This window comes from Saccharothrix sp. S26, assembly GCF_021390395.1.
GTDB lineage: Bacteria > Actinomycetota > Actinomycetes > Mycobacteriales > Pseudonocardiaceae > Actinosynnema.
In genome coordinates, this window is the sequence record NZ_JAJUWT010000039.1 from 1 (window position 1) to 21811 (window position 21811).

Annotated in this window: 21 protein-coding genes; 6 read left to right on the forward strand and 15 right to left on the reverse strand. The window is 71.8% G+C overall.

All coding sequences use genetic code 11. The features are described from left to right. Positions 1-169: 169 nt before the first annotated feature. The 3 genes from LZG04_RS40460 to LZG04_RS40470 form a co-directional block, all read right to left on the reverse strand. On the reverse strand, positions 170-1741 hold the full coding sequence (locus LZG04_RS40460; protein WP_233827258.1) for a right-handed parallel beta-helix repeat-containing protein: 1572 nt from the start codon (positions 1739-1741) through the stop codon (positions 170-172). 195 nt (positions 1742-1936) lie between these two features. Then, on the reverse strand, positions 1937-3388 hold the full coding sequence (locus tag LZG04_RS40465) for a DHA2 family efflux MFS transporter permease subunit (protein WP_233827259.1): 1452 nt from the start codon (positions 3386-3388) through the stop codon (positions 1937-1939). A gap of 198 nt (positions 3389-3586) precedes the next feature. Then, positions 3587-4081 carry an FBP domain-containing protein gene (locus LZG04_RS40470; protein WP_233827260.1) on the reverse strand — a complete coding sequence of 165 codons (495 nt, stop codon included), beginning with the start codon at positions 4079-4081 and terminating at the stop codon, positions 3587-3589. An 81-nt stretch (positions 4082-4162) separates the two neighbouring features. Between LZG04_RS40470 and LZG04_RS40475 the strand changes: the two genes are divergently transcribed. From LZG04_RS40475 to LZG04_RS42905, 6 genes are all read left to right on the forward strand, one after another. Further along, a complete protein-coding gene (locus LZG04_RS40475) occupies positions 4163-4729 on the forward strand; it encodes a TetR/AcrR family transcriptional regulator (protein ID WP_233827261.1) in 567 nt (188 codons plus the stop codon). 103 nt (positions 4730-4832) lie between these two features. Next, complete coding sequence (locus tag LZG04_RS40480; RefSeq protein WP_233827262.1) at positions 4833-5195, forward strand: PLD nuclease N-terminal domain-containing protein; 363 nt, start codon at positions 4833-4835, stop codon at positions 5193-5195. A gap of 421 nt (positions 5196-5616) precedes the next feature. After that, on the forward strand, positions 5617-6219 hold the full coding sequence (locus tag LZG04_RS40485) for a DUF4956 domain-containing protein (protein ID WP_233827263.1): 603 nt from the start codon (positions 5617-5619) through the stop codon (positions 6217-6219). Further along, complete coding sequence (locus LZG04_RS40490) at positions 6216-7049, forward strand: polyphosphate polymerase domain-containing protein (RefSeq protein WP_233827264.1); 834 nt, start codon at positions 6216-6218, stop codon at positions 7047-7049. Before LZG04_RS40485 ends, LZG04_RS40490 begins: the two co-directional genes overlap by 4 nt. After that, positions 7040-9100 carry a CotH kinase family protein gene (locus LZG04_RS40495; RefSeq protein WP_233827265.1) on the forward strand — a complete coding sequence of 687 codons (2061 nt, stop codon included), beginning with the start codon at positions 7040-7042 and terminating at the stop codon, positions 9098-9100. Before LZG04_RS40490 ends, LZG04_RS40495 begins: the two co-directional genes overlap by 10 nt. A 133-nt stretch (positions 9101-9233) precedes the next feature. Next, positions 9234-10187, forward strand: coding sequence for a glycoside hydrolase family 11 protein (locus LZG04_RS42905; RefSeq protein WP_308199690.1), 954 nt, complete (start codon positions 9234-9236; stop codon positions 10185-10187). Between the two features lie 283 nt (positions 10188-10470). Here the strand turns inward: LZG04_RS42905 and LZG04_RS40505 are convergent, their stop codons facing one another. From LZG04_RS40505 to LZG04_RS40560, 12 genes are all read right to left on the reverse strand, one after another. Beyond that, entirely contained in the window at positions 10471-11049 is a 579-nt protein-coding gene (locus tag LZG04_RS40505) for a hypothetical protein (protein ID WP_233827266.1), read from the reverse strand. A 72-nt stretch (positions 11050-11121) separates the two neighbouring features. Beyond that, the gene (locus LZG04_RS40510) at positions 11122-11616 is read right to left on the reverse strand and encodes a methylated-DNA--[protein]-cysteine S-methyltransferase (protein WP_233827267.1); all 495 of its coding nucleotides are present in this window, start codon (positions 11614-11616) and stop codon (positions 11122-11124) included. 5 nt (positions 11617-11621) lie between these two features. Then, the gene (locus tag LZG04_RS40515) at positions 11622-12872 is read right to left on the reverse strand and encodes an ATP-grasp domain-containing protein (RefSeq protein ID WP_233827268.1); all 1251 of its coding nucleotides are present in this window, start codon (positions 12870-12872) and stop codon (positions 11622-11624) included. Positions 12873-12906: 34 nt separating this feature from the next. Further along, the gene (locus tag LZG04_RS40520) at positions 12907-14058 is read right to left on the reverse strand and encodes an acyl-CoA dehydrogenase family protein (RefSeq protein ID WP_233827269.1); all 1152 of its coding nucleotides are present in this window, start codon (positions 14056-14058) and stop codon (positions 12907-12909) included. 5 nt (positions 14059-14063) lie between these two features. Further along, on the reverse strand, positions 14064-14552 hold the full coding sequence (locus tag LZG04_RS40525; RefSeq protein WP_233827270.1) for a flavin reductase family protein: 489 nt from the start codon (positions 14550-14552) through the stop codon (positions 14064-14066). A 33-nt stretch (positions 14553-14585) separates the two neighbouring features. Continuing rightward, a complete protein-coding gene (locus LZG04_RS40530; protein ID WP_233827271.1) occupies positions 14586-15950 on the reverse strand; it encodes an FAD-binding oxidoreductase in 1365 nt (454 codons plus the stop codon). Between the two features lies 1 nt (position 15951). After that, positions 15952-16278: a hypothetical protein gene (locus tag LZG04_RS40535; RefSeq protein WP_233827272.1), complete on the reverse strand. Its 327-nt coding sequence runs from the start codon at positions 16276-16278 to the stop codon at positions 15952-15954. Further along, complete coding sequence (locus tag LZG04_RS40540) at positions 16275-17597, reverse strand: ATP-grasp domain-containing protein (RefSeq protein WP_233827273.1); 1323 nt, start codon at positions 17595-17597, stop codon at positions 16275-16277. Before LZG04_RS40540 ends, LZG04_RS40535 begins: the two co-directional genes overlap by 4 nt. After that, complete coding sequence (locus LZG04_RS40545; protein ID WP_233827274.1) at positions 17594-18625, reverse strand: FAD-dependent oxidoreductase; 1032 nt, start codon at positions 18623-18625, stop codon at positions 17594-17596. Before LZG04_RS40545 ends, LZG04_RS40540 begins: the two co-directional genes overlap by 4 nt. Position 18626: 1 nt before the next feature. After that, positions 18627-20168 carry a class I tRNA ligase family protein gene (locus LZG04_RS40550; RefSeq protein ID WP_233827275.1) on the reverse strand — a complete coding sequence of 514 codons (1542 nt, stop codon included), beginning with the start codon at positions 20166-20168 and terminating at the stop codon, positions 18627-18629. Further along, positions 20165-20536 carry a cupin domain-containing protein gene (locus LZG04_RS40555; protein ID WP_267939039.1) on the reverse strand — a complete coding sequence of 124 codons (372 nt, stop codon included), beginning with the start codon at positions 20534-20536 and terminating at the stop codon, positions 20165-20167. The genes LZG04_RS40550 and LZG04_RS40555 overlap by 4 nt, the downstream gene beginning before the upstream one ends. Beyond that, positions 20533-21810, reverse strand: a complete 1278-nt coding sequence (locus LZG04_RS40560) for a lysine N(6)-hydroxylase/L-ornithine N(5)-oxygenase family protein (protein ID WP_233827276.1) — start codon at positions 21808-21810, stop codon at positions 20533-20535. The genes LZG04_RS40555 and LZG04_RS40560 overlap by 4 nt, the downstream gene beginning before the upstream one ends. Position 21811: the final 1 nt, after the last annotated feature.

The following is a 21811-nucleotide window of genomic DNA, read 5'->3' on the forward strand; positions in this document are numbered from 1 at the left end:
GCTGCGGGCGGCGGGGCGCGGAAGAGCGGCGGGAGGGAGGGCGACGGGGCGGAGGGCCGGGAGTGGCGAGGCGGGGGCGGGGAGGCGAAGGGCTGTGGGTGGCGGGTGAAAGGTGGCGGGAAGGGCGGTGGGGCCGGGGGTGTTTGCCTCCGGCCCCACCGTGCGCGGATCAGAAGCGCGCGCCCACGTCCGCGCCGTTGCTCGGGCGCAGGAACGTCGACGACGGGATCGAGCCGTCGGCGGTGCGCGGGCCCGTGATGGTGGCCGGGTCCGTGCTCGCGAACGACCACGAGCCGCCCAGGTCCCACGAGTTGCCGCTGCCGCTGGAGTTCGAGCCCAGCGAGACGTTCGTGCCGTTGGCTACCGCGAGGTTCTTGGTCAGGCTGCCGGCCGAGCGGTCGAACTGGAAGCCGGTCTTCGGGTTGTCCCAAGCGGTGCTGCGCTCGACGCGGTGCCGGCCGGGGTTGTTGTTGTCCACGAAACCGCCGGCCGCGTTGTCCCACGCCATGGCGTTGCGCACGGTGTGGTCGGCGGCGACGCCGTTCCCGCCGAGCTTGAACCCGTTGCCGTCGCCGGTGAAGCCGGGCAGGTTCCAGCGGTTGAAGCCGTTGCCCCAGGCCAGCGTGTTCTCGGTGAGGATCGGCGAGGAGAACATCCAGTAGTCGAGGCCGTCGTCGGAGTTGTGCCACAGCCGCGCACCCCGCACGACGTTGCCGCTGCCCGAGCCCTCCTTGATGGCCAGGCCGTCGGCGCTCTCGCCGTTCTTGCGCGGGTCGCGGTTGCCGTAGGAGTCGAGGTTGAGGATCTGGTTGTTGCTCGACGCGCCTTGCAGGTGCAGGCCGGACTCGTAGTTGTCACGCGTCACGAGCCGGTCGAAGACGGTGTTGTTGGTGTCCAGGCCGAACACGCCGTACGGCCCGTGGACGATCTCCAGGCCGATCAGCCGCCAGTGGTCGCCCTCGACGTGCACCGCGCCGCGGTCGGCGCGCGGGATGCTGGAGCCGACCTCGCCGGGCGTGTACGGCATGTTCTCGCCGTCGATGACGACGCGCTCGCCGTTGTAGTTCCGCAGGGTGATCGGCTGGCTCGCGGTGCCGTTCTTGAGCAGCTGGATGTTGGTGCTCGGCGCGTACGTGCCGCCGCGCACGTGGATCGTGGTGCCCGGTTGGGCCAGGTCGACGCCGCGCTGGATGGTGCGCAGCGGCGCGGCCAGGGTGCCGGGGTTGCCGTCGTCGCCGTTGGTCGCCACGTACAGCGCGGCGGCGGGCGGTGGCGTGCCGTCCTGGGTGAAGTCGAGGTAGTCGACGTTCGGCAGGCCGGCGGAGGTGGTGGGGCTCAGCCGGATCGTGCTCGTGCCGGACGGCACGGTGACGGGGAGCACCTTCGACACCCACGTCGACCACGCGCCGGTCGCCTCGAACGAGACCGACTGCGCGGTGACGCCGTTGACGACCAGGTCGGCGGGGCGGGCGGACGTGCCGCCGTTGGCGAACCGGACCACCACGGTCGCGGCGCCGGCGGTCGACGCGGTGACGGTGAACTGCACGTGGGCCCCGACCGCGTTGTCCGCGTTGCAGAACCCCGTGCCGGAGTAGCCGGACCAGTTCGAGTCGACGGAACCCTGGCACACCGCGGGCGCGGTCTCGGCTTCGTGGTGCGCGGTCGCGGCGGTCGCCGTGGTTCCCGGTAATGCGAGGGCCGCCACGGCGAGCATGCCGGCGACACGGGGTTTCCACTTCATTGTTTCTCCCTCGGTGTGACGCGGAACGGCCCGTGTTCACGCTGCTGAACTGCGCAAACACAATGGGGAGCGATCCCGGGCACGCTAACGCACACCTTTGGAAAGCCGCAATGATCCGGGAGAGGGAATCTGCGGTTTCACAATTATGAACAATATGGGGGCGCGGGGCCGAATCGACCCCGCGCCCGGTCGCCACTAGTGCGGCGCGTCCTCCGCCTTGCCGGCCTTGACCATGAACGCCCCGGCCACCGCGACCAGCGAGAGGATCGCGGACAGCAGGAACGCCGCCTGCATGCCGCCCATCTCCGCGCCGACCGCGGGCTCACCGGACGCGGCCAGCCCGGCGGCCCGCGCGCTCATCACGCTGACCAGCAGGGCCACGCCCGCGGCGGCGGCCAACTGCTGGGTCGTGCTGAAGATCGCGCTGCCGTGGGAGTACAGGCGGGCGGGCAGCGCACCCAGGCCGGACGAGAACAGCGGCGTGAACGAGAACGCCAGGCCCAGGCTCAGCACGAGGTGGAACACCAGCACGAACGCGGCGGGCGTGGCGGCGGTGAACGTCGTGGCGAACCACAGCGAGCCGCTGGTGGCGACCGTGCCGACGATGAGCAGCAGCCGCGGCCCCACCCGGTCGTAGAGGCGGCCGACGAACGGCGACAGCAGGCCCATGAGCAGACCGCCGGGCAGCAGCAACAGGCCCGTGGCCAGCGGGTCGAGCCCGAGCACGTTCTGCATGTAGATCGGCAGGATCGTGACCACGCCCAGCAGCAGGCCCATCATCACCATCATCAGGGCGCTGGCGAGCGTGAACGTTCGGAAGGCGAACGTCCGCAGGTCCAGCAGGGCGCGTTCCTCGCGCTGCAACCGCACCTGGCGCAGCACGAACGCCGCGATGCCGAGGACACCCACCGCGAGCGACGCCCACAGCGTGACCGACGAGCCGCTGCCGCTGTGCCCGATGCTCGACAGGCCGTAGACCAGGCCGCCGAAGCCGAACACCGACAGCACCACCGACAGCGGGTCGATCGGCGCGCTGCTGGCCTCGCCGATGCGGGTGACCCAGCGCAGGCCGAGCAGCAGCGTCGTGACCGAGATCGGCAACACGACCCAGAACATGGCCCGCCAGCTGAACAGGTCCAGCAGCACGCCCGACACCGTCGGCCCGATGGCGGGCGCGACGGAGATGACGATGGAGATGTTGCCCATCACCGCGCCGCGGCGGGCGGGCGGCACGAGCGTCATGACGGTCGTCATCAGCAGCGGGAGCATGATCGCCGTACCGCTGGCCTGCACCACGCGGGCGGCCAGGAGCACCGGGAAGCCGGGCGCGAGCGCGGCGAGCAGGGTGCCGGTGCTGAACAGGCCCATCGCCACGCCGTAGAGCACGCGCGTCGAGACCCGTTGGATGAGGTAGCCGGTGATCGGGATGACCACCGACATGGTCAGCAGGAAGCCCGCCGTGAGCCACTGCCCCACGGCCGCGGTCACGTGGAGCTCGGTGAGCAGCACGGGCAGGGCGACGCCCATGATGGTCTCGTTCAGGATGACCACGAACGTGGCCACGAGCAGCACGCCGATCACGGCGCGGTCGGCGCGGGTGAGCGCGGGCGGCGACGTCACGGCGTCGGACACACCAGCGGAAGTCATGCGTGGATCCCCCAGGAGAAAAGACGGGCGCGACGAAGAGGCAACGGCGCCCCGAGCGCTCCCAACCCTACCTCCGGAGCCTGCCGGGACCACCTGACTTTTTCCGTCGGCGAACTCGGCCCGGGTGCTCGACGGACCGGGTCGCCGCGGGCCCGCGCGCGGCTGACCTGCCGCACAGCCGAACCGGGTGCGCGGAACTCACTCCATCACCCGGGCCAGGAAGGCGGCGACTTTGGTGGCGGTGCGGTCGGCCTTCTCGTCCAGGGTGAGCGATTCGTGCAGGCGACCGCCCGGCCCCGCGTCCTTCTTGCCGCGCAGGTAGAGCGAGCACGCCAGGTCGGCGCAGATGTAGACGCCCACGGAGTTGCCCTGTTGGCCGCCGCGGCCGGCTTTGCGCGCCGTCATCAACGTCACCCCGTCGCCGGGGTGCGCGGTCAGGCACAGGGAGCACATGTTGCGGCGCGGTTGGCCGGCGTGCGATGAGGCCAGGCGCAGCGCCACGCCCACCAGACCGTCGACCGAGGGGGCCACGAGGTAGGCGCGTTGCGGTGACGAGGGGTCACGCCAGCCGAGGAAGTCCAGGTCTTCCCAGGGGCACGCGGACAGGTCACCCGGCACGGGCAGGCGTTTGGCCTCGCCCTTGCTGCAGTTGACGAACGACGCGCGGATCTCGCGCTCGGTTACGGGTTCCATGAGATCCAAGCTACGTCAGGTAGGCATGGACGACAAACGAATAGGTGTTAGCCTAGATCCCCTAGGTTGGGAGGTGGCGACATGGCACGCGCGGGGCTCACCCCGGAACGCCTGGTGCGGGCGGCGGCGGACCTGGCCGACGAGGTCGGGTTCGACAACCTGACCGTCTCGGCGCTCGCCCGCCGGTTCGGCGTCAAGGACGCGAGCCTGTACTCCCACCTCAGGAACGCCCAGGACCTGCGCGAGCGGGTGGCCGTCCTGGCGTTGGCCGAGCTCGCCGACCGGGCCGCCTCCGCCCTGGCCGGGCGCGCGGGCAAGGACGCCCTGGTGGCCTTCGCCAACGCCTACCGCGACTACGCCAAGGAGCACCCGGGCCGGTACGCCGCGATGCAGGTCGACCTGACCCCCGAGATCGCGGCCACGAGCCGGGCGGGCAGGCACTCGGAGATGACCCGCGCCATCCTGCGGGGCTACCGGCTGCCCGAGCCGGACGAGACCGACGCGGTGCGCCTGCTGCACAGCACGTTCCACGGCTTCACCGCGCTGGAGGCGGCGGGCGGCTTCCGCCACCACCCGCGCGACACCGACGCCTCGTGGGCCAAGACCTTGGACGCCCTGCACACCCTGCTCGACAACTGGCCGTCGTAACGCGCTCCCGCGAGGCAGGAACCCCGCTGTCGCACCGGAATCGCCACCGTCGTGCCGGTCGGCCGCGCTAGGGTGCGCCGACTACTTCTTGGGGGTTGGGAACGTGTTCTACTTCGGGGGCCTCTTCGGCGTGCTCACGCTGGGCCTGTGGTTGTTCTGCCTGGTCGACGTCATCACCACCGACGACGGTGACGCCCGCAACCTGCCCAAGGTGGGCTGGCTGCTGATCGTGCTGTTCTTCCCGCTCGTCGGCTCGATCGCGTGGCTGGTCGCGGGCCGGCCCGTGCGTCCCGCCGGCAGGCCGCGCGCCTACGAGCGGACCGCGCCCGCGTTCCCGGAGTACGACCACCCGGGCCGCTTCGCCGCCGCCGACTCGGAGTCGGACGCGGAGTTCCTGCGCCGGTGCCGCGAACGCGCCGAGGAGCAGCGCCGCAAGGCACGCGAGGCCAAGGGCGAGTCGCACTAGTCCGCGCCGCGCGCCACACCGCCGGTTCGTCCCCTGTGGACGGACCGGCGGTTCGCGTTGTGCCCCTCCGAGCGCGAAGCGGTGGAGCAAGTGGGTGATCCACGCGCTAAGACGGGCCCGAAACTTTCGATACAGTCTGACATGGGCGGATTACGGCTCGTACCAACTCGCCGGCCCGCCGAACGACGGATAGCCACCCCCGCCAAACGGCCTCTACCTGCGGAACTGTCCACCTTTTGATACACGGCGGTACACCGGCAGTTCATTGACGAGACACCACAGCGCCCCCTATCGTTCCGACCAGTTCCCGAAAGTTTATCAAGTTACTCGAAAGTTTCGGCGACCGTCCTGCAGACCCCCGCCAAGAAGCGGGCGGTACCCAGCCGACCCTCGGCACGCGGCTGTAGGAGGAACGAACGAGATGTCACAGCTCGTCCTGTTCGCGATCGACATCTGCGCGGTGGTGCTGCTCGTCTTCGGGCTCTACTTCCCGCGTCACCGCCGCCGCGACCTCGTCGTCGCCTACCTCGGGGTCAACATCGGCGTCCTCGCCGTCGCCAGCGCGTTGAGCAGCAGCAACACCGGCGCGGGCATCGGGTTGGGCATGGCGCTGTTCGGCGTGCTGTCGATCATCCGGCTGCGCTCGACCGAACTCGACCAGCACGAGGTCGCGTACTACTTCTCCGCGCTCGCCCTCGGCCTGCTGGGCGCGCTGAGCACGTCCGCGCTGTGGCTCAACGGCGGCTTGATGGGCCTCATCGTCCTGGTGATGTTCCTGGGCGACAACAAGAAGCTGTTCCGCCACTACCGGCACCAGGTCCTGGTGCTCGACTCGGCCATCACCGACCACGTCACGCTCGTCGCCCACCTGGAACAGCTGCTCGACGCCCGGGTCCACTCGGTCACCGTGCAGCGGCTGGACCTGGTGAACGAGACCACGACCGTCGACGTCCGGTACGCGTTGACCGAGCGCGCGCTGACCACCGCGCCCACCACGCCCGCGCACTCGGGGGCGCGCCGATGACCACGACGACGACCTCCGTGCCCGCGCTGGCGCGGATGGCCCCGGTCGGGCTGGCCGAGCTGATCGAGCGGGCCGCGCTGCAGACCAGGGTCGACCGCAAGTACGTCGTGCCCGCCGAAGCGCTGCCACACCTGTTGGAGCAGCTCGTGCCCCACGCTCGAGTGCTCGACATCGACGGCGGGCGCGCGTTCCGCTACCGGTCGGTGTACTTCGACACCCCGGGGCTGGTCAGCTACCACGGCGCCGCCTACCGCAGGCGTCGCCGGTTCAAGGTGCGCACCCGCACCTACCTCGACTCCGGCGAGTGCTGGCTGGAGGTCAAGATCAGCGGGGCGCGGGGCAGCATCACCAAGCACCGCCTGCCCTACCACCCGGACGACCGCGACACCGTCCACCCCGGTCGGCGCTTCGTCGAGGAGGCGCTCGCGCGCGAGTCGATCGCGCCCGACGACGGCTCCCTCGACCCGGTGCTGGTCACCGACTACCAGCGGACCACGTTGCTGCTGCCGGAGAGCGCGAGCCGGGTCACCGTCGACACGGAGCTGTCGTGGCGGCACCACGACCGCGCGCTGCGGCTGTCCGGCCTCGCGGTGATCGAGACGAAGACCGCGTCGGCCGCCTCGCCGGTCGACCGCATGTTGTGGCAGCGCGGGGTGCGCCCGGCCCGGATCTCCAAGTACGCCACGGGTCTGGCCGCGCTCCGCCTGGACCTGCCCGACGCGCCGTGGCGGCGGACGTTGCGCCGCCACTTCCGCGCGACCACGCCGTCGGTGGGCCCGGTACCGACCACCCCGTCCCACCGACCCGAACAGGAGGCATCGTGCGTCTGACCCCCCGCAGCAACGGCGCCGCGGCGACACACCGCGCCAAGGGGCTCGCGGTCGCCGCGCTGCTCCTCACCGGCCTGCTCATCCCGTTGTCCGCCGGCGCGGAGCCCGGCTCGCAGGCCACCGGCGGCACGGCGGCAGCCGACGCCATCGCCGCCGCGGCGGCCGCCGACGACCTGGTCGGCGACATCGCGTTCTCCGTGCCCAGCGGCACGTTCCAGGGCCAGGTGTCGGTCTCGCTGAGCACCGCCATCGCCGGCGCCGAGATCCGCTACACCACCAACGGGCAGTTGCCCAACGCCCAGTCCACGCTCTACCAAGGCTCACCGGTGCAGCTCACGCGCACCACCCAGCTGCGCGCGCAGGCGTTCGTCGGCGGCACGGCGTCCGGGAGGCCCGGCACGGCGATGTACGTCGCCCGCGAAGCCTCGTCGACCGCGCACGACCTGCCGGTGGTGGCGATCGACTCCTACGGCGCGGGCAAGCCGCAGCGGGAGTACTTCGACGGCGCCACGATGATCTTCGAACCGCCGGCGGGCGGCACGACGTCGTTGGCCGCCACGCCCGCGGTCGCCACGCGGGCCGGGTTCCGGCTGCGCGGGCAGTCGTCGGCCTCGTTCGAGAAGACGCCCTACCGCCTGGAGTTCTGGGACAACGACGGCGACGACGCCGACTACCCGGTGCTCGGCATGCCCGCCGACTCCGACTGGGTGCTGCGCGGGCCGTTCACCGACAAGGCGCTGATCCGCGAGGCGTTCATCTACGACCTCGGCCGGGAGATGGGCCTCAAAGCGCCGCGGTACAAGTTCGTGGAGTTCTACCTCAACACCGACAGCACGCCGGTGGGCGCCGCCGACTACATGGGCGTCTACATGATGGTAGAGACGATCAAGAACTCCAAGAACCGGCTCGACCTCAAGGGCCTGGACGAGGACGACACGACGCTGCCGACGATCCAGGGCGGGTACATCTTCAAGTTCGAGTGGATGGCGGCGGAGGAGCCGACGCTGCCGTGCACCGGGCCGACGAACACGTGCTGGAACTACCTCGAAGTGGCCGACCCCGACCCGTTGAACAGCCAGCAACGGGAATGGTTGCGCGGGCACATCCAGCAGTTCCACGACGTGCTGCGCGCGCAGAACTTCGCCGACCCAGTCACCGGGTACCAGAAGTACATCGACGTGCCGTCGTTCATCGACCACATGATCGTCAACGAGCTCAGCCGCGGCATGGACGCCTACCTGCGCAGCGCCCACTTCTACAAGGACCGCGACAGCAAGATCTTCGCCGGGCCGCTGTGGGACTTCGACCTCACGTTCGGCGTCGGCGGGTTCTTCCAGAACGACCAGGTCGCCGGCTGGCAGTACCAGCAGACCCGGCAGCCGCAGGCCAACGACTGGTACGCGCAACTGCTGCGCGACCCGGCGTTCGTCAACCAGCTCAAGTCTCGGTGGCAGGCGTTGCGCCGCGGGTTGCTGTCGGACTCCGCGCTGACGAGCCGGATCGACGCCCTCGCCCGGCCGCTGACCAACGGCGCCCAGCGCAACTTCCAGCGCTGGCCCAACCTCAGCTCGGCGACGGTCGGCTTCTTCCGCACCCCGACCGCGCCCACGTGGCAGGGACAGGTGCAGGCGATGCGCGACTGGATGCAGCGCCGCGTCCAGTGGCTGGACTCGACGTCGGGCTGGGGCGGCACGACCACGACTCCCACCACCACGTCGACCACCACGACGACGACCACGCAGCCGGGTGGTGCCCGGTGCTCGGCCACGTACACGGTGGTCAACCGGTGGCAGGGCGGTTTCCAGGGCGAGGTCCGCGTCACCGCGGGCACGTCGGCGATCAGCAACTGGACCGTGTCCTGGACCTACACCGGCGGTGAGACGGTCACCCGGGCGTGGAACGCGACGGTGACCAGCCAGGGCTCGACCGTCACCGCCCGCAACGCCGCGCACAACGGCTCGGTCGGCGCGGGGAGCAGCACCACGTTCGGGTTCCTCGGGTCGACGTCCGGGACGCCGGGCACCCCGACGCTGTCCTGCACGGCCGGGTGATTCCGGGCGGCGTTCGGCGTGAATCCGCCCGGCGCACCCGACCGGAAAGTTTCGCAAACTGTTGACTGCCGCCCGGGAGCGACTTGATGCTGTTCGGCATCGATCAGCAGCGCTGCTGAAAGGAATTTCGCCGATGTCAGGCAAGATCAGGGGCGGTCGACTGCTCCCGTTGACGGCGATCACTTTCCTGCTCATGGCAATAGTGACGTCGAACGCCCAGGCCGCGGTGACCACCAATCAAACCGGCACCAACAACGGCTACTTCTACTCGTTCTGGACCGACAGCCAGGGCACCGTCTCCATGGACCTGGGCTCCGGCGGCAATTACAGCACCTCGTGGCGCAACACCGGCAACTTCGTCGCGGGCAAGGGCTGGGCCACCGGCGGCCGCCGGACGGTGAACTACTCGGGCAGTTTCAACCCGTCCGGAAACGCCTACCTGACCCTTTACGGGTGGACCCGCAACCCGCTCGTCGAGTACTACATCGTCGACAACTGGGGCACTTACCGCCCGACCGGCACGTACAAGGGCACGGTCACCACCGACGGTGGCACTTACGACATCTACAAGACGACCCGGTACAACGCGCCGTCGATCGAGGGCAACCGGACCTTCGACCAGTACTGGAGCGTCCGGCAGTCGAAGAAGACCGGCGGCACGATCACCTCCGGCAACCACTTCGACGCGTGGGCCCGCAACGGGATGAACCTCGGCACCCACGACTACATGATCCTGGCGACCGAGGGTTACCAGAGCAGCGGCAGCTCCAACATCACCGTCGACGGCACCACGGGTGGCAACCCGGGCAACCCCGGCACCGGCGGCTGCACCGCCACGCTGTCCGCGGGCGAGAAGTGGAGCGACCGCTACAACCTCAACGTCTCGGTCAGCGGCTCGTCGAACTGGACCGTGACGATGAACGTCCCGTCGCCCGCGAAGGTCCTGGCCACCTGGAACGTCAGCGCGAGCTACCCGAGCGCCCAGGTGCTGACCGCGAGGCCCAACGGCAGCGGCAACAACTGGGGCGTGACGATCCAGGCGAACGGCAACTGGACCTGGCCGTCCGTCTCCTGCGCGGCCGGCTGACCCACCCGCACGACCACGTCGAACGGCGCGGCGGCCCCCGGCCACCGCGCCGTTCGACGCGCGGCCGCCGGCGACCTGCTCGCCCCCGCGTGGGCCGATCAGTTCGGCCCGGATGGCAGGGATGGGCCACTGCGCGCCGTGTCGCCGATTTGTTCGCCGCCGGCGTGAGCCGACCCTGTCTGCCCCGACGAAACCGACGGACCGCTGCGCTCGGGATCGCGCCCACCGGCCGGTTCAGGGGGCAGGTTGGCGCAAGCCGGCGGGGCGTGACCCCGTGGAGGTGTCAGCCAGCGGACATCGGCTCGCTCGACCAGCGTTCGCCGGGGGCGACGAGGTGGTCGAACGACTCCGCGGGCCGGTTGACCCAGTGACGGGTCGCGGGCACGAGGAGCAGCACGAGGGCGGCCGCCGCGCCGGCGAAGCCGAACGGCACGGCGGCCACGTCAGCGAAACGCACGAACGCGGGCGTGGTGGCCGGGTCGAAGTAGGCGCTCAGGTCGTTCGGGTTGAGGGCGGCCCGGTCCCGCCAGCCCACGCGCGGAAGTGAGCAGGCCGTGTAGACGAAGTGCGGGACGACGCCCACGAGCGCCCACACCCGACCCGAGCGCCGACCGCCCAGCAGGCCCACCACCGCGAGGCTGAGCACGACCGCGCTGCCGACCATGACGGCCAGCGAGCACGCCCCGATCACCCACGTGATCATCACGGCCAGCGGGCCGTCCATGGAGTCGTTCTTCGTGCCCGCGAGCGCGAAGACCTCGTCGGTGTTGGCGAAGGTGTGCACGATCGTCACCGCGTCCAGCGCGAACCCGGCGGCGAGCAGCAGCAGCACGACCGGCACGGCCTTCACGGTCCACGGCATGCGCCCCACCCTACGGCAATCGCACCGCCGATTCCCGCGCCGAGGACGCGCAGCCCCTTGACGACGGCACCTTCACCAGAGCAGGTCACCGCGCTCGAAGCCCAGCAGCATCCGCTTGCGCTCGATGCCGCCGCCGTACCCGGTCAGGCTTCCGGTCGAGCCGACCACGCGGTGGCACGGCACGATGATGCTGATCGGGTTCTTGCCGTTGGCCAGCCCGACCGCGCGGGACGCGGTGGGCCGGCCGATGCGGGCCGCCAGTTCGCCGTACGACACCGTCTCGCCGTGCGGGATCTCCTTGAGCGCGTCCCACACGGTCCGCTGGAACGGGGTGCCCGCCATCGACAGCGGCAGGTCGAACTCCGTCCGCTTGCCCGCGAAGTACTCCTCCAACTGGGCGATCACCTCGTCGAAGGGCGACGCGTCGCGCGCGCCGAAGGTCTCCAGCGCCGGCCGGTGGCGGTGTTCGTGCATGTAGAGGCCCGCGAGCACGCCGTCTCGCGCGACGAGCGTGATCTCACCGACCGGGCTGTCGATCACCGTGTGCACGGCGACTGGGGTTGGCATGCGCGTCATTCTGCCGCGCGCACCTCGATCCTGATCGCGTCGGCCGCCTTCTCCGCCAGCGCCAGCGCCTCGGCCGGGGTGTCGGCCACGACCGTCACCGACCCCGCCCGGTCCCACGAGCTGCGCAGCTCCCGCACGGCCTCGCCGGGCGCGGCCATCACCGACGCGGCCAGCACGCCGGGCATCGACTTGGCGTCCTCGACGCCCTCGACCGACACCACCTCGCCGGGCTCGGCGCGCAGGAACCGCACGGCCGCCGCGCGTTCGGCCCTGGCGGGCAGCGCGGGCGGCTCCTCGCCGCGCATGATCGAGTAGTAGCGCTCGGCCAGCGGGAACCCGTAGGCCTCGTCGATCAGCCACGTGATGCCGTCGCCGGGGAACCGGCCCGCGCACTCGACCAGGTGCGGCCTGCCGTCGGCGAGGATCCACTCGCAGTGCACCACGCCGGTGCCGAAGCCGACCGCCCGCAGCACCGCCCCGGTGCGCTCGGCCAGCAGCGCGGCCGTGTCCTCGGGCAGGTCGGCGGGCACGAGGTGGCCCAGCTCGATCGGGCGCGGCCCGGGGAACAGCGTCTTGCCGGTGATGTTGGTGAACAGCGGCACGCCGTCGCGCACCAGCATCTCGACGCTGTACTCCTCGCCGCGCACGAACGTCTCGACCAGCATCCGCAGCGGGATCTCCCGGTCGGGCACCAGGATGCCCTCGTCCTGCCCGGCCAGGCACTCCTGCCACGCCTGGTCCACCTCGGCGGGGTCGTGCAGCACCTTCGTGCCCAGCGACGCCTGGCGGTTCGCGGGCTTGAGCACGACCGGTCCGGGGTGGGCGGCCATGAACGCGCGCACCTCGTCGGGCGCGTCCACGGCGGTGGACACCGGGTTGTCGATGCCGGCGGCCCGCGTGACGCGGCGCAGCAGCTCCTTGTCCCGCAGCAACTGGGCCGCGCCGCTGGTCGCGCCGGGCAGCCCGTAGCGCTCGGCGAGCCGGGCCGCGAACGGGGTGGCGTACTCCACCAGCGGCACGACGTACGCCGGGTCGAGGTCGGGGTGGGTGTTGTAGAACTCGTCGGCCGCTCCGGGGAGCTGGTACTCCCACGGCACCAGCTCGCGCAGCGAGGGCGCGCCCGCCATCTTCGCCGCGACGTCCCGCTTGCGGATGACGTCGGGCTCGTCCACGAGGACCATCGAGCCGTCCTCGAACTCGGGGCGGGTGGGCAGCGGCGCCAGGAAGCCGACGATGATCACCGGTCGCGCGGTCATGGTGTCCTCTCGAAGGTCGGTCGGGTCGGGCACGCTAGCGGGTGATGCCGAGCGCCAGCGGGAACGCGGGCGCGCCGCCGAGCAGGTAGGCGCCGGCGGTCTGGAGGATCCGGTCCTGCGCCACGATGTGCTGGCACATCGTCGTGGTGTCGCGCAGCCACCGGTCCAGCGGCGACGGCCGGTAGATCGACGAGGTCTGCATCAGGTCGTACAGCCTGGTCACGATCGACCGGGCGGTGCGGAAGGCGTGCAGCCGCGACAGCGGCAGCGCGGCCCGCTCGCTCGGCGTGAGGTCGTCCATCGTGCCGCCGGCCGACAGCACGTCCCACTGCCGACGCAGGCTCTCGTACACGCCGGCGCGGGTGGCGGTGAAGTCGGCCTCGCACTCGGCGAGCGCGACCTGGGTGCGGTAGTTGTCCGCCCAGCCCTTGGCGGCGGCGGTCTCGCGGACGAAGTCGAGGGCGGCGCGGGCCACGCCGAGCGGCACGCCCGGCATGTTGCGCATGTGCACCTCGGCCTGGGCCAGCGGACCGGCGGGCCCGTGCACCTCGCTGAACAGCAACGTGTGCTCGGCGGGCACGAACACGTCGGTGATCGTGTAGTCGCAGCTGCCGCTGCCCGCCAGGCCCGTGGTGTGCCAGGTGTCGACCACCTCGACCTGCTCGCGGGGCACCATCATCAGCATCGAGTTCTGGGGCTCGCCGTCGGGTTCGCCGTCGCGGAACAGCATCGCGCCCGACACCACCCAGTCGGCGTGCGTGATGCCGCTGCCGAACTGCCAGCGGCCGGTGAGCCGGTAGCCACCGGGCACGATCTCCGCGCGGCCGGTCGGGAACAGCAGGCCCGCGGTGACCATGTCGATGCTGGGGAACATCTCCTTGGCCGCGGCCGGCTCCAGGAACCGGGCGTACAGGCCGGTGTCCATGCCGATCATGGCGCACCACCCGGCGGACGCGTCGCCGTAAGCCAACGCCTCGACCACCCGGGTCTGCTGCTCCGAGGTCATCTCGGGGCCGCCCCAGTCGCGGCCGAAGCCCATCCGGAACACGCCCGCGTCGCGCAGCAGCGCCACGACGTCGTCGGGCAGTCGGCGCAGCCGTTCGATCTCCTCGGACCGCTCGCGCAGCAGCGGGGCCAGCTCCTGGGCGCGGGCGAGGATCGCCTCGCCGGTCTCGGGCACGGTCATGGTGCTCACTCCTCGCCGTTCGGTGGGTCGGTGTCGTCCAACGTGCGGTAGCGACCGCGCAGGTAGAGCAGGGGCTCGCGGCGGTGGCCCGTCCCGGTGGCCACCACCTCGCCGACGACCATCGTGTGGTCGCCGAGCTGGAACGAGTCCCGCAGCTCGCACTCCAGCCAGCTCGGCACGTCCAGCACGAGGGCGCCGGTCTCGCGCCCCGGTGCCGCCGAGAGCGACGACAGCGCGCCCACCCGGCTCGCCCGGTCACCCGAGCAGAGCCGGGCCGCGGCGGCGGCCGAACCGTCCAGGATGGACAGCGCCCACTTCTTCGTCGTCAGCAGGTCCGCCAGGAACCGGGACTCCAGCTTGAGGCACAGGGACACCAGCGGCGGGTCGAGCGAGACGGAGGTGACCGAGTTGACCGTCACCGCGTCGTGGTCCCGACGGTCGCCGCGGTCGACGTAGGTGGTCGCGATGCACACGCCGGTCGCGAGGTTCCGCATGGCTCCGCGCAGGTCTGGTGGCACCGGGGGCTCCTAGATCGCCTGGGGGAAGCGGAAGACGCGGTCGGGGTCGTAGCGGCGCTTCACCTCGGCCAGCCGGGCGTAGTTCGGCCCGTGGTAGGCCGACCGCCAGTCGCCCAGGTCGGGGTCGGTGAAGTTGACGTAGGCCGAGTCCGCGGCGAACTCGCCCATCCGCTCGTGCAGCGCGGCGAGCCAGTCGAGGTTCGCCCGCTCCACCTCCGGGCCGTCCTCGACGTGCCACGACGTGTCCATCGAGACCAGGAACAGCACGTCGCGGTGCGGGAACGCGGTCTCGGTCACCGGCACGCGGTTGATCGCGCCGCCCCAGGTGAACAGGGCGACCCCGGCGCCGTCGGCGTTGCTGCTGCCCGGCCACGCGTCCACCGCGTCCACCATGGTCGCCACGCCCGCGTCCGGCAGCGGCTTGGGCGTGGACCGGGTGCGCACCGCGAACGCGCCGCCCTCGGTGTTGTGGTGCAGGTAGTCCTTGGCCTCCCAGTACGTCCGGTCGGCGATGTCGACCCGGAACGGCTCGGCGACGGCCAGCGCCGGGCGCAGCATCTCGCGCAGCTCCTCCGCCGGGCCGAGGTGCCACCCGACGACCGAGACGACGGCCTGTTCGTCCGCGGCGCGGGCGATGCCGATGCGGGCGGCGAACTCGTCCGGCGCGCGGTCCATGATCTCCTGCATGCACGCCAGCACCTCGTGCGCGTGCTTGCGGTGCCACAGCAGCAGGCAGGTGGAGCTGGCCAGCACCGGCCGCGCCTGGAAGGTGAACGAGGTGTTGACGCCGAAGTTGCCGCCGCCACCGCCCCGGCAGGCCCAGAACAGGTCGGCGTTGCTGGTCTCGTTGCACGTCACCGTGGTGCCGTCGGCCAGCACCACGTCGGTCTCCACCAGCGAGTCGCAGGTCAGGCCGAACGACCGCGACACCGCCGCGACACCGCCGCCGAGCACCAGCCCGCCGATGGCCACGTCGTCGGCGTTGCCCGCCGGGAACGCGAGGTCGTAGGGCTCCAGCCCGGCGTAGAGGGTGGACATCCGGGTGCCGCCGCCGACCGTGACCAGCTCGTTGGACGGGTCGACGCGCACCTGGTCCAGCCCGCGCAGGTCCAGCACCAGCCCGGTGTTCACCGAGTTGCCCGCGTAGCTGTGCCCGCCGCCGCGGGCCACGATCGGCACGTCGTGGTCGCGCGCCCACACGATCGCCTTGCCCACGTCGTCCGCACCGGCCACGGACAGCACCGCGGCCGGCAGGACGTCGGCGTACCGCTTGTTGAACGGGCGGCTCGCCGCGGTGAACCCGGGGTCGCCCGGCAGCCGCACGTACCCGTCCACGAGGTTCGCGAGCTTGGAGAAGTCGACCGATCTCGCCACCTCAGCGCACCTCCTCGAGGTAGGACACGCCCGTCGCGGCGTGCTCGCCGTAGCGCTGCCACTCCTCGCGCAGCACCAGCCGGCCGTCCGGCTCCTGCCGCGGCACGTTCACCGTGTGGCCCGCGATGACCTCGCCGGTGACCAGCACCATCGTGTAGGCCAGGCGGATCGTGCCGTCCGGGCCGCACGTGCCGGTGACCGTGCCGCGGCGCACCTTGCCGCCGGTGAAGTCGGCCCACACCAGGTCGCCGTCCTGGTGGTAGCGGGCCTCGGTGCCGTCACCGCCACCCGCCTTGCGGAACCGCCGCCCGTCGTAGTTGATCGTCATTCGTCCACGTCCAGGAGTCCGGTGGGCATTTCCAGGGTCGCGCCGGGCGGCAGCGGGTCGATCCGCTCGGCGTCCAGCTCGACCAGCGCCTGCGCCGCGAGGAGCCGGTCGCGGCAGGTGTCGGCGTCGTCGGCCTCGCACACCACGAACGAGTGGCGGGCGATGTAGCCGCCGGGCGGCAGCCGCAGGCTCGCGCCGGGGTCGACCATCGGCGCGGCGGTGACCAGGCCGGGCGCCTCGGCGGGCACGGTCACCGACCGCACCACGCAGTCGTGGTCGGGGTAGCCGAAGCGGATCCCGGCCACCGAGCCGCGGGTGGCCACCACGTCGGGCCGCCGGCCGGTGGCGACGTCGAACAGCACCTCGCCGGGGTCGATGCCGGTGGCGGTCTTGCCGAGGAACGGGATCAGGTCGCCGCCGAGCCTGCCGTTGATCTCGATGATCACTGGGCCGCGGTCGGTCAGCCGCACCTCGGCGTGCGTGATGCCGTCCTCCACGCCGAGCACGCGGTGCGCCCGCGCCAGCGTGTCGATCAGCTCCTCGTCGCGCAGCAGGGGGTCGTCCGCGTCCACGACGTGGCCGACCTCCTCGAAGTACGGCGGCATCCCGGTCTGCTTGCGGGCCAGGAACATCGGCTGGTACTCGCCCTTGTGCAGGGCGCCGTCCACGCTGATCTCGGGCCCGTCGGCGTAGCCCTCCACGATCGCGCCGCCGCGGTAGGGCTCGTCGCCGATGAGGCTGGCGTCCGAGGCGACCCGGAACGCCGCGTCCAGCTCGCTCTCGTCGGCGGCGAGCACGACGCCCATGCTCGCGCCGAGCGCCCGCGGCTTGACGACCACCGGGTAGCCGATGCGCGCGGCGGCGGCGCGCGCTTCCTCGACCGTCGCGGTCATCTCGCAGCCGGGCTGCGGCAGGCCGGCGGCGGTGAGCAGGGACCGGGTGTGGTACTTGTCCCGGCAACCGTCCACACCGGACACGCTCAGGCCCGGCACGCCGAACTCGGCCGCGAGGTGCGCCGACGGCATCACGAACGGCTCGTCCCAGCACATCACGCCCACGATCCGCCGCCGTGACGCGACCTCGCGCGCGGTCCGGGCCAGCAGCTCGTGGTCGAACAGGTTGATCACGGTGATCTCGTCGAAGTACGCCCGCTGCCAGGTCGGCTGGATGTTGTTGATCAACACGAGTTCCAGCCCGGCCGCGCGCGCCCGGCCCGCGATCGAGCGGACCAGGTACTCGCGGTACAGCTTCAACCCGCTGCCGATCACCAGCACGGCGTCGGTCGTCCGATCGTCGGCTCCGCCGACGGTACCGTTCATGTCCCTACCTCCTCGGCGATCCGTCCGGCGACGGCGGGCGCGGTGCGGAACCCGTCGCCGCCGCTGGCCGCACGGGCCCATGTGGACGGTCCTGTCCGGACCAGGGAGCCACCGCCGGTCTGCGCGTCGACCGCGTAGTGGCACGTCCTGGTCCCGGTGACGGTGTAGCGCTCGTGGTCGTCCAGCACCGACGACAGCGCGAGCCGGTCGGACCACTCCTCCGCGTCGTCCCCCACCGCCGCCACCTCGCGGCACAGGGACGCGGAACTGATCTTGAGCTGCGTGCCGCCGCCCGGGGGCAGCAGCCAGGCCCGCCCGTCGTCCCCGATGCGGCCGGCGCTCGGCGCGCCTTCCCACCAGGGCACGAGGTCGTCGGGCGGCCGCAGGTACACGGTGGTCTGCCGGTGCAGCACGGTCGGCACGTCCACCAGCTCGGGCGACCACGGCCCGGTGGCGACCAGGAGCACGTCGCCCCGCACGGTCGTCCCGTCGGCGGTCACCGCGGAGGCGGTGTCGGCGTCGACCTCCCGCACCGGGCAGCCCGGCCGCAGCACGACCCGGGGTTGCTCGCGCAGCCACCGCGCGGCGGCGTCGAGCACCCGGTCCGCCAGCAGCACGCCGGCGTCGGCCTCCACCAACCCGACGGACCCGGCGGGGAAGCGCAGGTGCGGGTACTTCTCCGGCTCCACCACCGAAACCGGCACCCCCGCCTCCCGCGCCACGTCCAGCGCCCCGTCCACCGCGTCGGCGGGCCACCCGGTGACCACGCCGACGCGCCGGTAGAACCGCGTGCCCAGCAGCGACTCCAGCTCCAGCCACTGCCGGTGCAGCACCGCCGAGGCACGGGTGGCGGCCACGTCGCCCGGCTCGAGCGCGCGCAGCGCCCGGTGCTCGTCGTGCGACGTGGAGGCCGGGTTCGGCACGGGCCCGGAGTCCAGCACGGTCACGCGCAGCCCGGCACGCGCGCACCGGAGGGCGGTGAGCAGCCCGGTGACGCCCGCGCCCACGACGACCACGTGCCGGGTCACCTCACACCGCCCCGACCGACAACCTCGGCAGCACGCGGGGCGTCACCTCGGTCGCCGCGGGCACCGCCGGGATGGCCGGGTCCGGCAGCGCCGCGGCCGCGAGGTCCACCAGGATCGGCGCGGCACAGCGCAGGAACACGTCCAGCTCGTGCCAGAAGTCACCCGCGTCGGCCTCCGCCACCTCCCAGCGCGACAGCCGGCCCAGCTGCTCGGCCACCAGCTCCGCCGCGCGGCTGAGGCTGAAGTGGCGCAGCTCGTAGGTCGCCGCGAAGCGCGCCACCACCCGTGCCGCGACCGACCGGGACCGGTCCGACACCGGCAGCGGGCCCCGGCCCACCCAGCGCTCGGCCCGCTCCGCCACCGCGTTCCACGGCTCCACCAACCGGGTCCGGGTGATCGTCGCCAGCCCGTCCCAGGTGAAGTTGGTGCGCTGGTGCTCCGGGCTGGTGGTGGCCAGGTGGAAGCGGGCCAGGTCGCGCGGCACCCGCCCGGCCAGGTCCCGGCCCTGCACCACGTGCCCCCGGCTGGTGGAGAACTTCTCGTTCTCCAGCTCGTAGAACTCGTTGGTGACGAACCGGTGCGGCAGCTCGTAGCGGTCGCCGTGCGCCATCAGCATGGCCAGGCCCGCGATGGCGAACGGGAACGTGTTGTCGAACCCGAGGAAGTACACCACCTCGGAGCCCGCGCCCGCCCTCCACAGCTCGTCCTCCGCGCCCAGCGACACGCCCCGGCGCTCGGCCGCCAGCGCGGCGCAGTGCATGCTCCACGCCTGCGTCTCGGCGTTCGGGTTGATCACCTGGCCCGGCGTCTCGGCGAACGGGGCCGGGATGCCCCACGAGACCGGGTGCGTGATCGGGAAGTCGGGCAGCGGCCGCGACAGCAGCTCCTCGACCAGCTGCGCCATGTGCGGGCGCATCGAGTCGGCGTGCCGGGCGAAGTGCTCGCGCAGCCGCGGCCGGAACTCCTCCAGCGGCAGCACGAGGACGTCGGCCTCGCGCAGCTCGACCGGCTCGTCGGGGCTCAGGGTGGCCCGTGGGTTCACCAGGTCGCCCGGCGCGACCGGGTGGCCGCAGCTCTCGCACAGCCCGGCGCAGCCGTCGGCCAGGCACAACGGGCACCCGCCGCGCACGTAGCCGTCCACCAGGAACTCGCCGGTGCGCGACAGGTGCGGCAGCTTCACCGTGCGCAGTCGCAGGCGCCCGGTGGCGTGCAACTGCTCCATGAAGCCCTCGACCCACTTGGTGAACCGGGTGTCGAAGCCGGTGAACCCGTCGACCTCGACGCCCACCGCCGCGAGGGTCGCCTCGATGTCGGCGGCCGACCGCTCGGCCAGCTCGCGCGGCCCGAGGCCGAGCCGGTGCGCGGTCGTCACGACGTAGGTGGGGGTGTCCTGCGCGCCCGTGCCGAACACCGCGTCGCGGCCGGTCGCGCGGGCGTAGCGGGTGTGCACGTCGGCGGCGAGGAACGGGCCGGCCAGGTGGCCCAGGTGCAGGTCGCCGTTGGCCGTGGGCGCGGGCGACACCACCACCACGCGGCCGGTCACCGCTTGGCCTCGTCATGGCGGGCCACGAAGGCCGCGGACATGTCGGTGTCCCACCAGATCGCGTAGTACTCGAAGTCGGCGTCGTGCTCGTTGAGCACCTGGTGGGTCGAGCCCGGGACCAGGTGCGCGATGTCGCCCTCCACCAGCTCGCGCCGCTCGTCCTCGACGACCAGCGTGGCGCGGCCCTTCATCGCGATGAAGATCTCGTACTCGTGGTGGGAGTGCGCGGTGGACACGTCACCGGGCCGCACCACGCACCACGCGCCCTCGAACGGCGCGTTGAGCGCGTCCCACGGCAGCAGCCGCTCGGAGTCCAGGCCGTAGGCGCGGGTCAGGTTGTCCCGGTCGAGCCTGCGGATCTCGATCATGCCCCCGCCACCTCCACCGCGCGCCGGTCGAGCAGGTCGCCGACGATGTCGCCGGACCGGTGCGCGAGCACGCTGATCAGCGAGTCGGCGATGCCGTGCGTCTCCTCGTTGACGCCCTGCAGGTACAGCGCGCCCCACGCGGACTCGCCCAGGTCGACCCGGTAGCGCCGGCTGACCGCGATGTCCTGCACGCCCGTGCGCTCCACCAGGTCGCGCACCAGCTTCGGCATCCTCGGCTCGTAGCCGGTGCCCAGCAGCACGACGTCGCAGTGCAGCGGCTCGACCTTGCCGCTCTTGCGGTCGCGCACGTCCAGGACCACCTCGTCGTGCTCGACCCTGGCCCGCACGACCTCCGTCATGGAGCGGACGGTCGAGCGCTGCTTGCCCAGCATCTTCTGCTGGTAGAGCATCGAGTACGTCTCGTCCAGGAACGGCGGCGCGAGACCCGCGTAGTTGGTCAGGTGCACCTCGTCGAGGATCTGGGACCGCACTTCCGGCGTGCAGTCGTAGAACTCGTCCACGAACGACGGGAAGAACAGCTCGTTGACGAACTTGCTGGTCTGGTAGTTCTGGAAGCCGATCGAGCGCAGCACGATCGTCGGCTCGCACTTGGGCAGGTCGTGGTGCAGCGCCATGAACATCTCGGCCGCGCTCTGCGCGCCGCCGATCACCACCGCGCGCAGCGGCTTGTCGGGGTCGAGCTGCGCGACCCGCGTGCAGTACTGCGTGCTGTGGATGACCCGGTCGGCGGGCAGCTCGCCGAACACCTCCGGCACGCGCGGGTCGCGGCCGATGCCGACGACCAGGTCGCGCGAGCGCACCGTGTCACCGTCGGCCAGCGTCACCACCCAGCCGCGGATGGAGCCGTCGTCGCCGCGCCACGGGTCGATGCGCTCGCCGCGAGCGCCGTAGCGCACGCCCACGTGCTCCAGCGAGTTCGCCACCCACTGCATGTACTCCGACAGTTCCCACCGGTACGGGTTGAACGTGCTCAGGTTGACGAACTCGTCCAACCGACCCGTGGTGTGCAGGAAGTTCAGGAAGGAGAACCGGCTGCGCGGGTTGCGCAGGGTCACCAGGTCCTTGAGGAACGAGACCTGGCTGCGCGCCCACGGCAGCAGCAGGTTGCGCTGCCACTTGATGTCCGGGTGCTGTTCGAGCAGCAGCGTGTTCTCGGCGAGCCCGAGCACCCCGGACTCCTCGATGGCCGCCGCGAGGGCAAGGTTCGCCGGGCCGGCGCCGATCGCCAGCACGTCCACCTCTTGGTCTGTCACA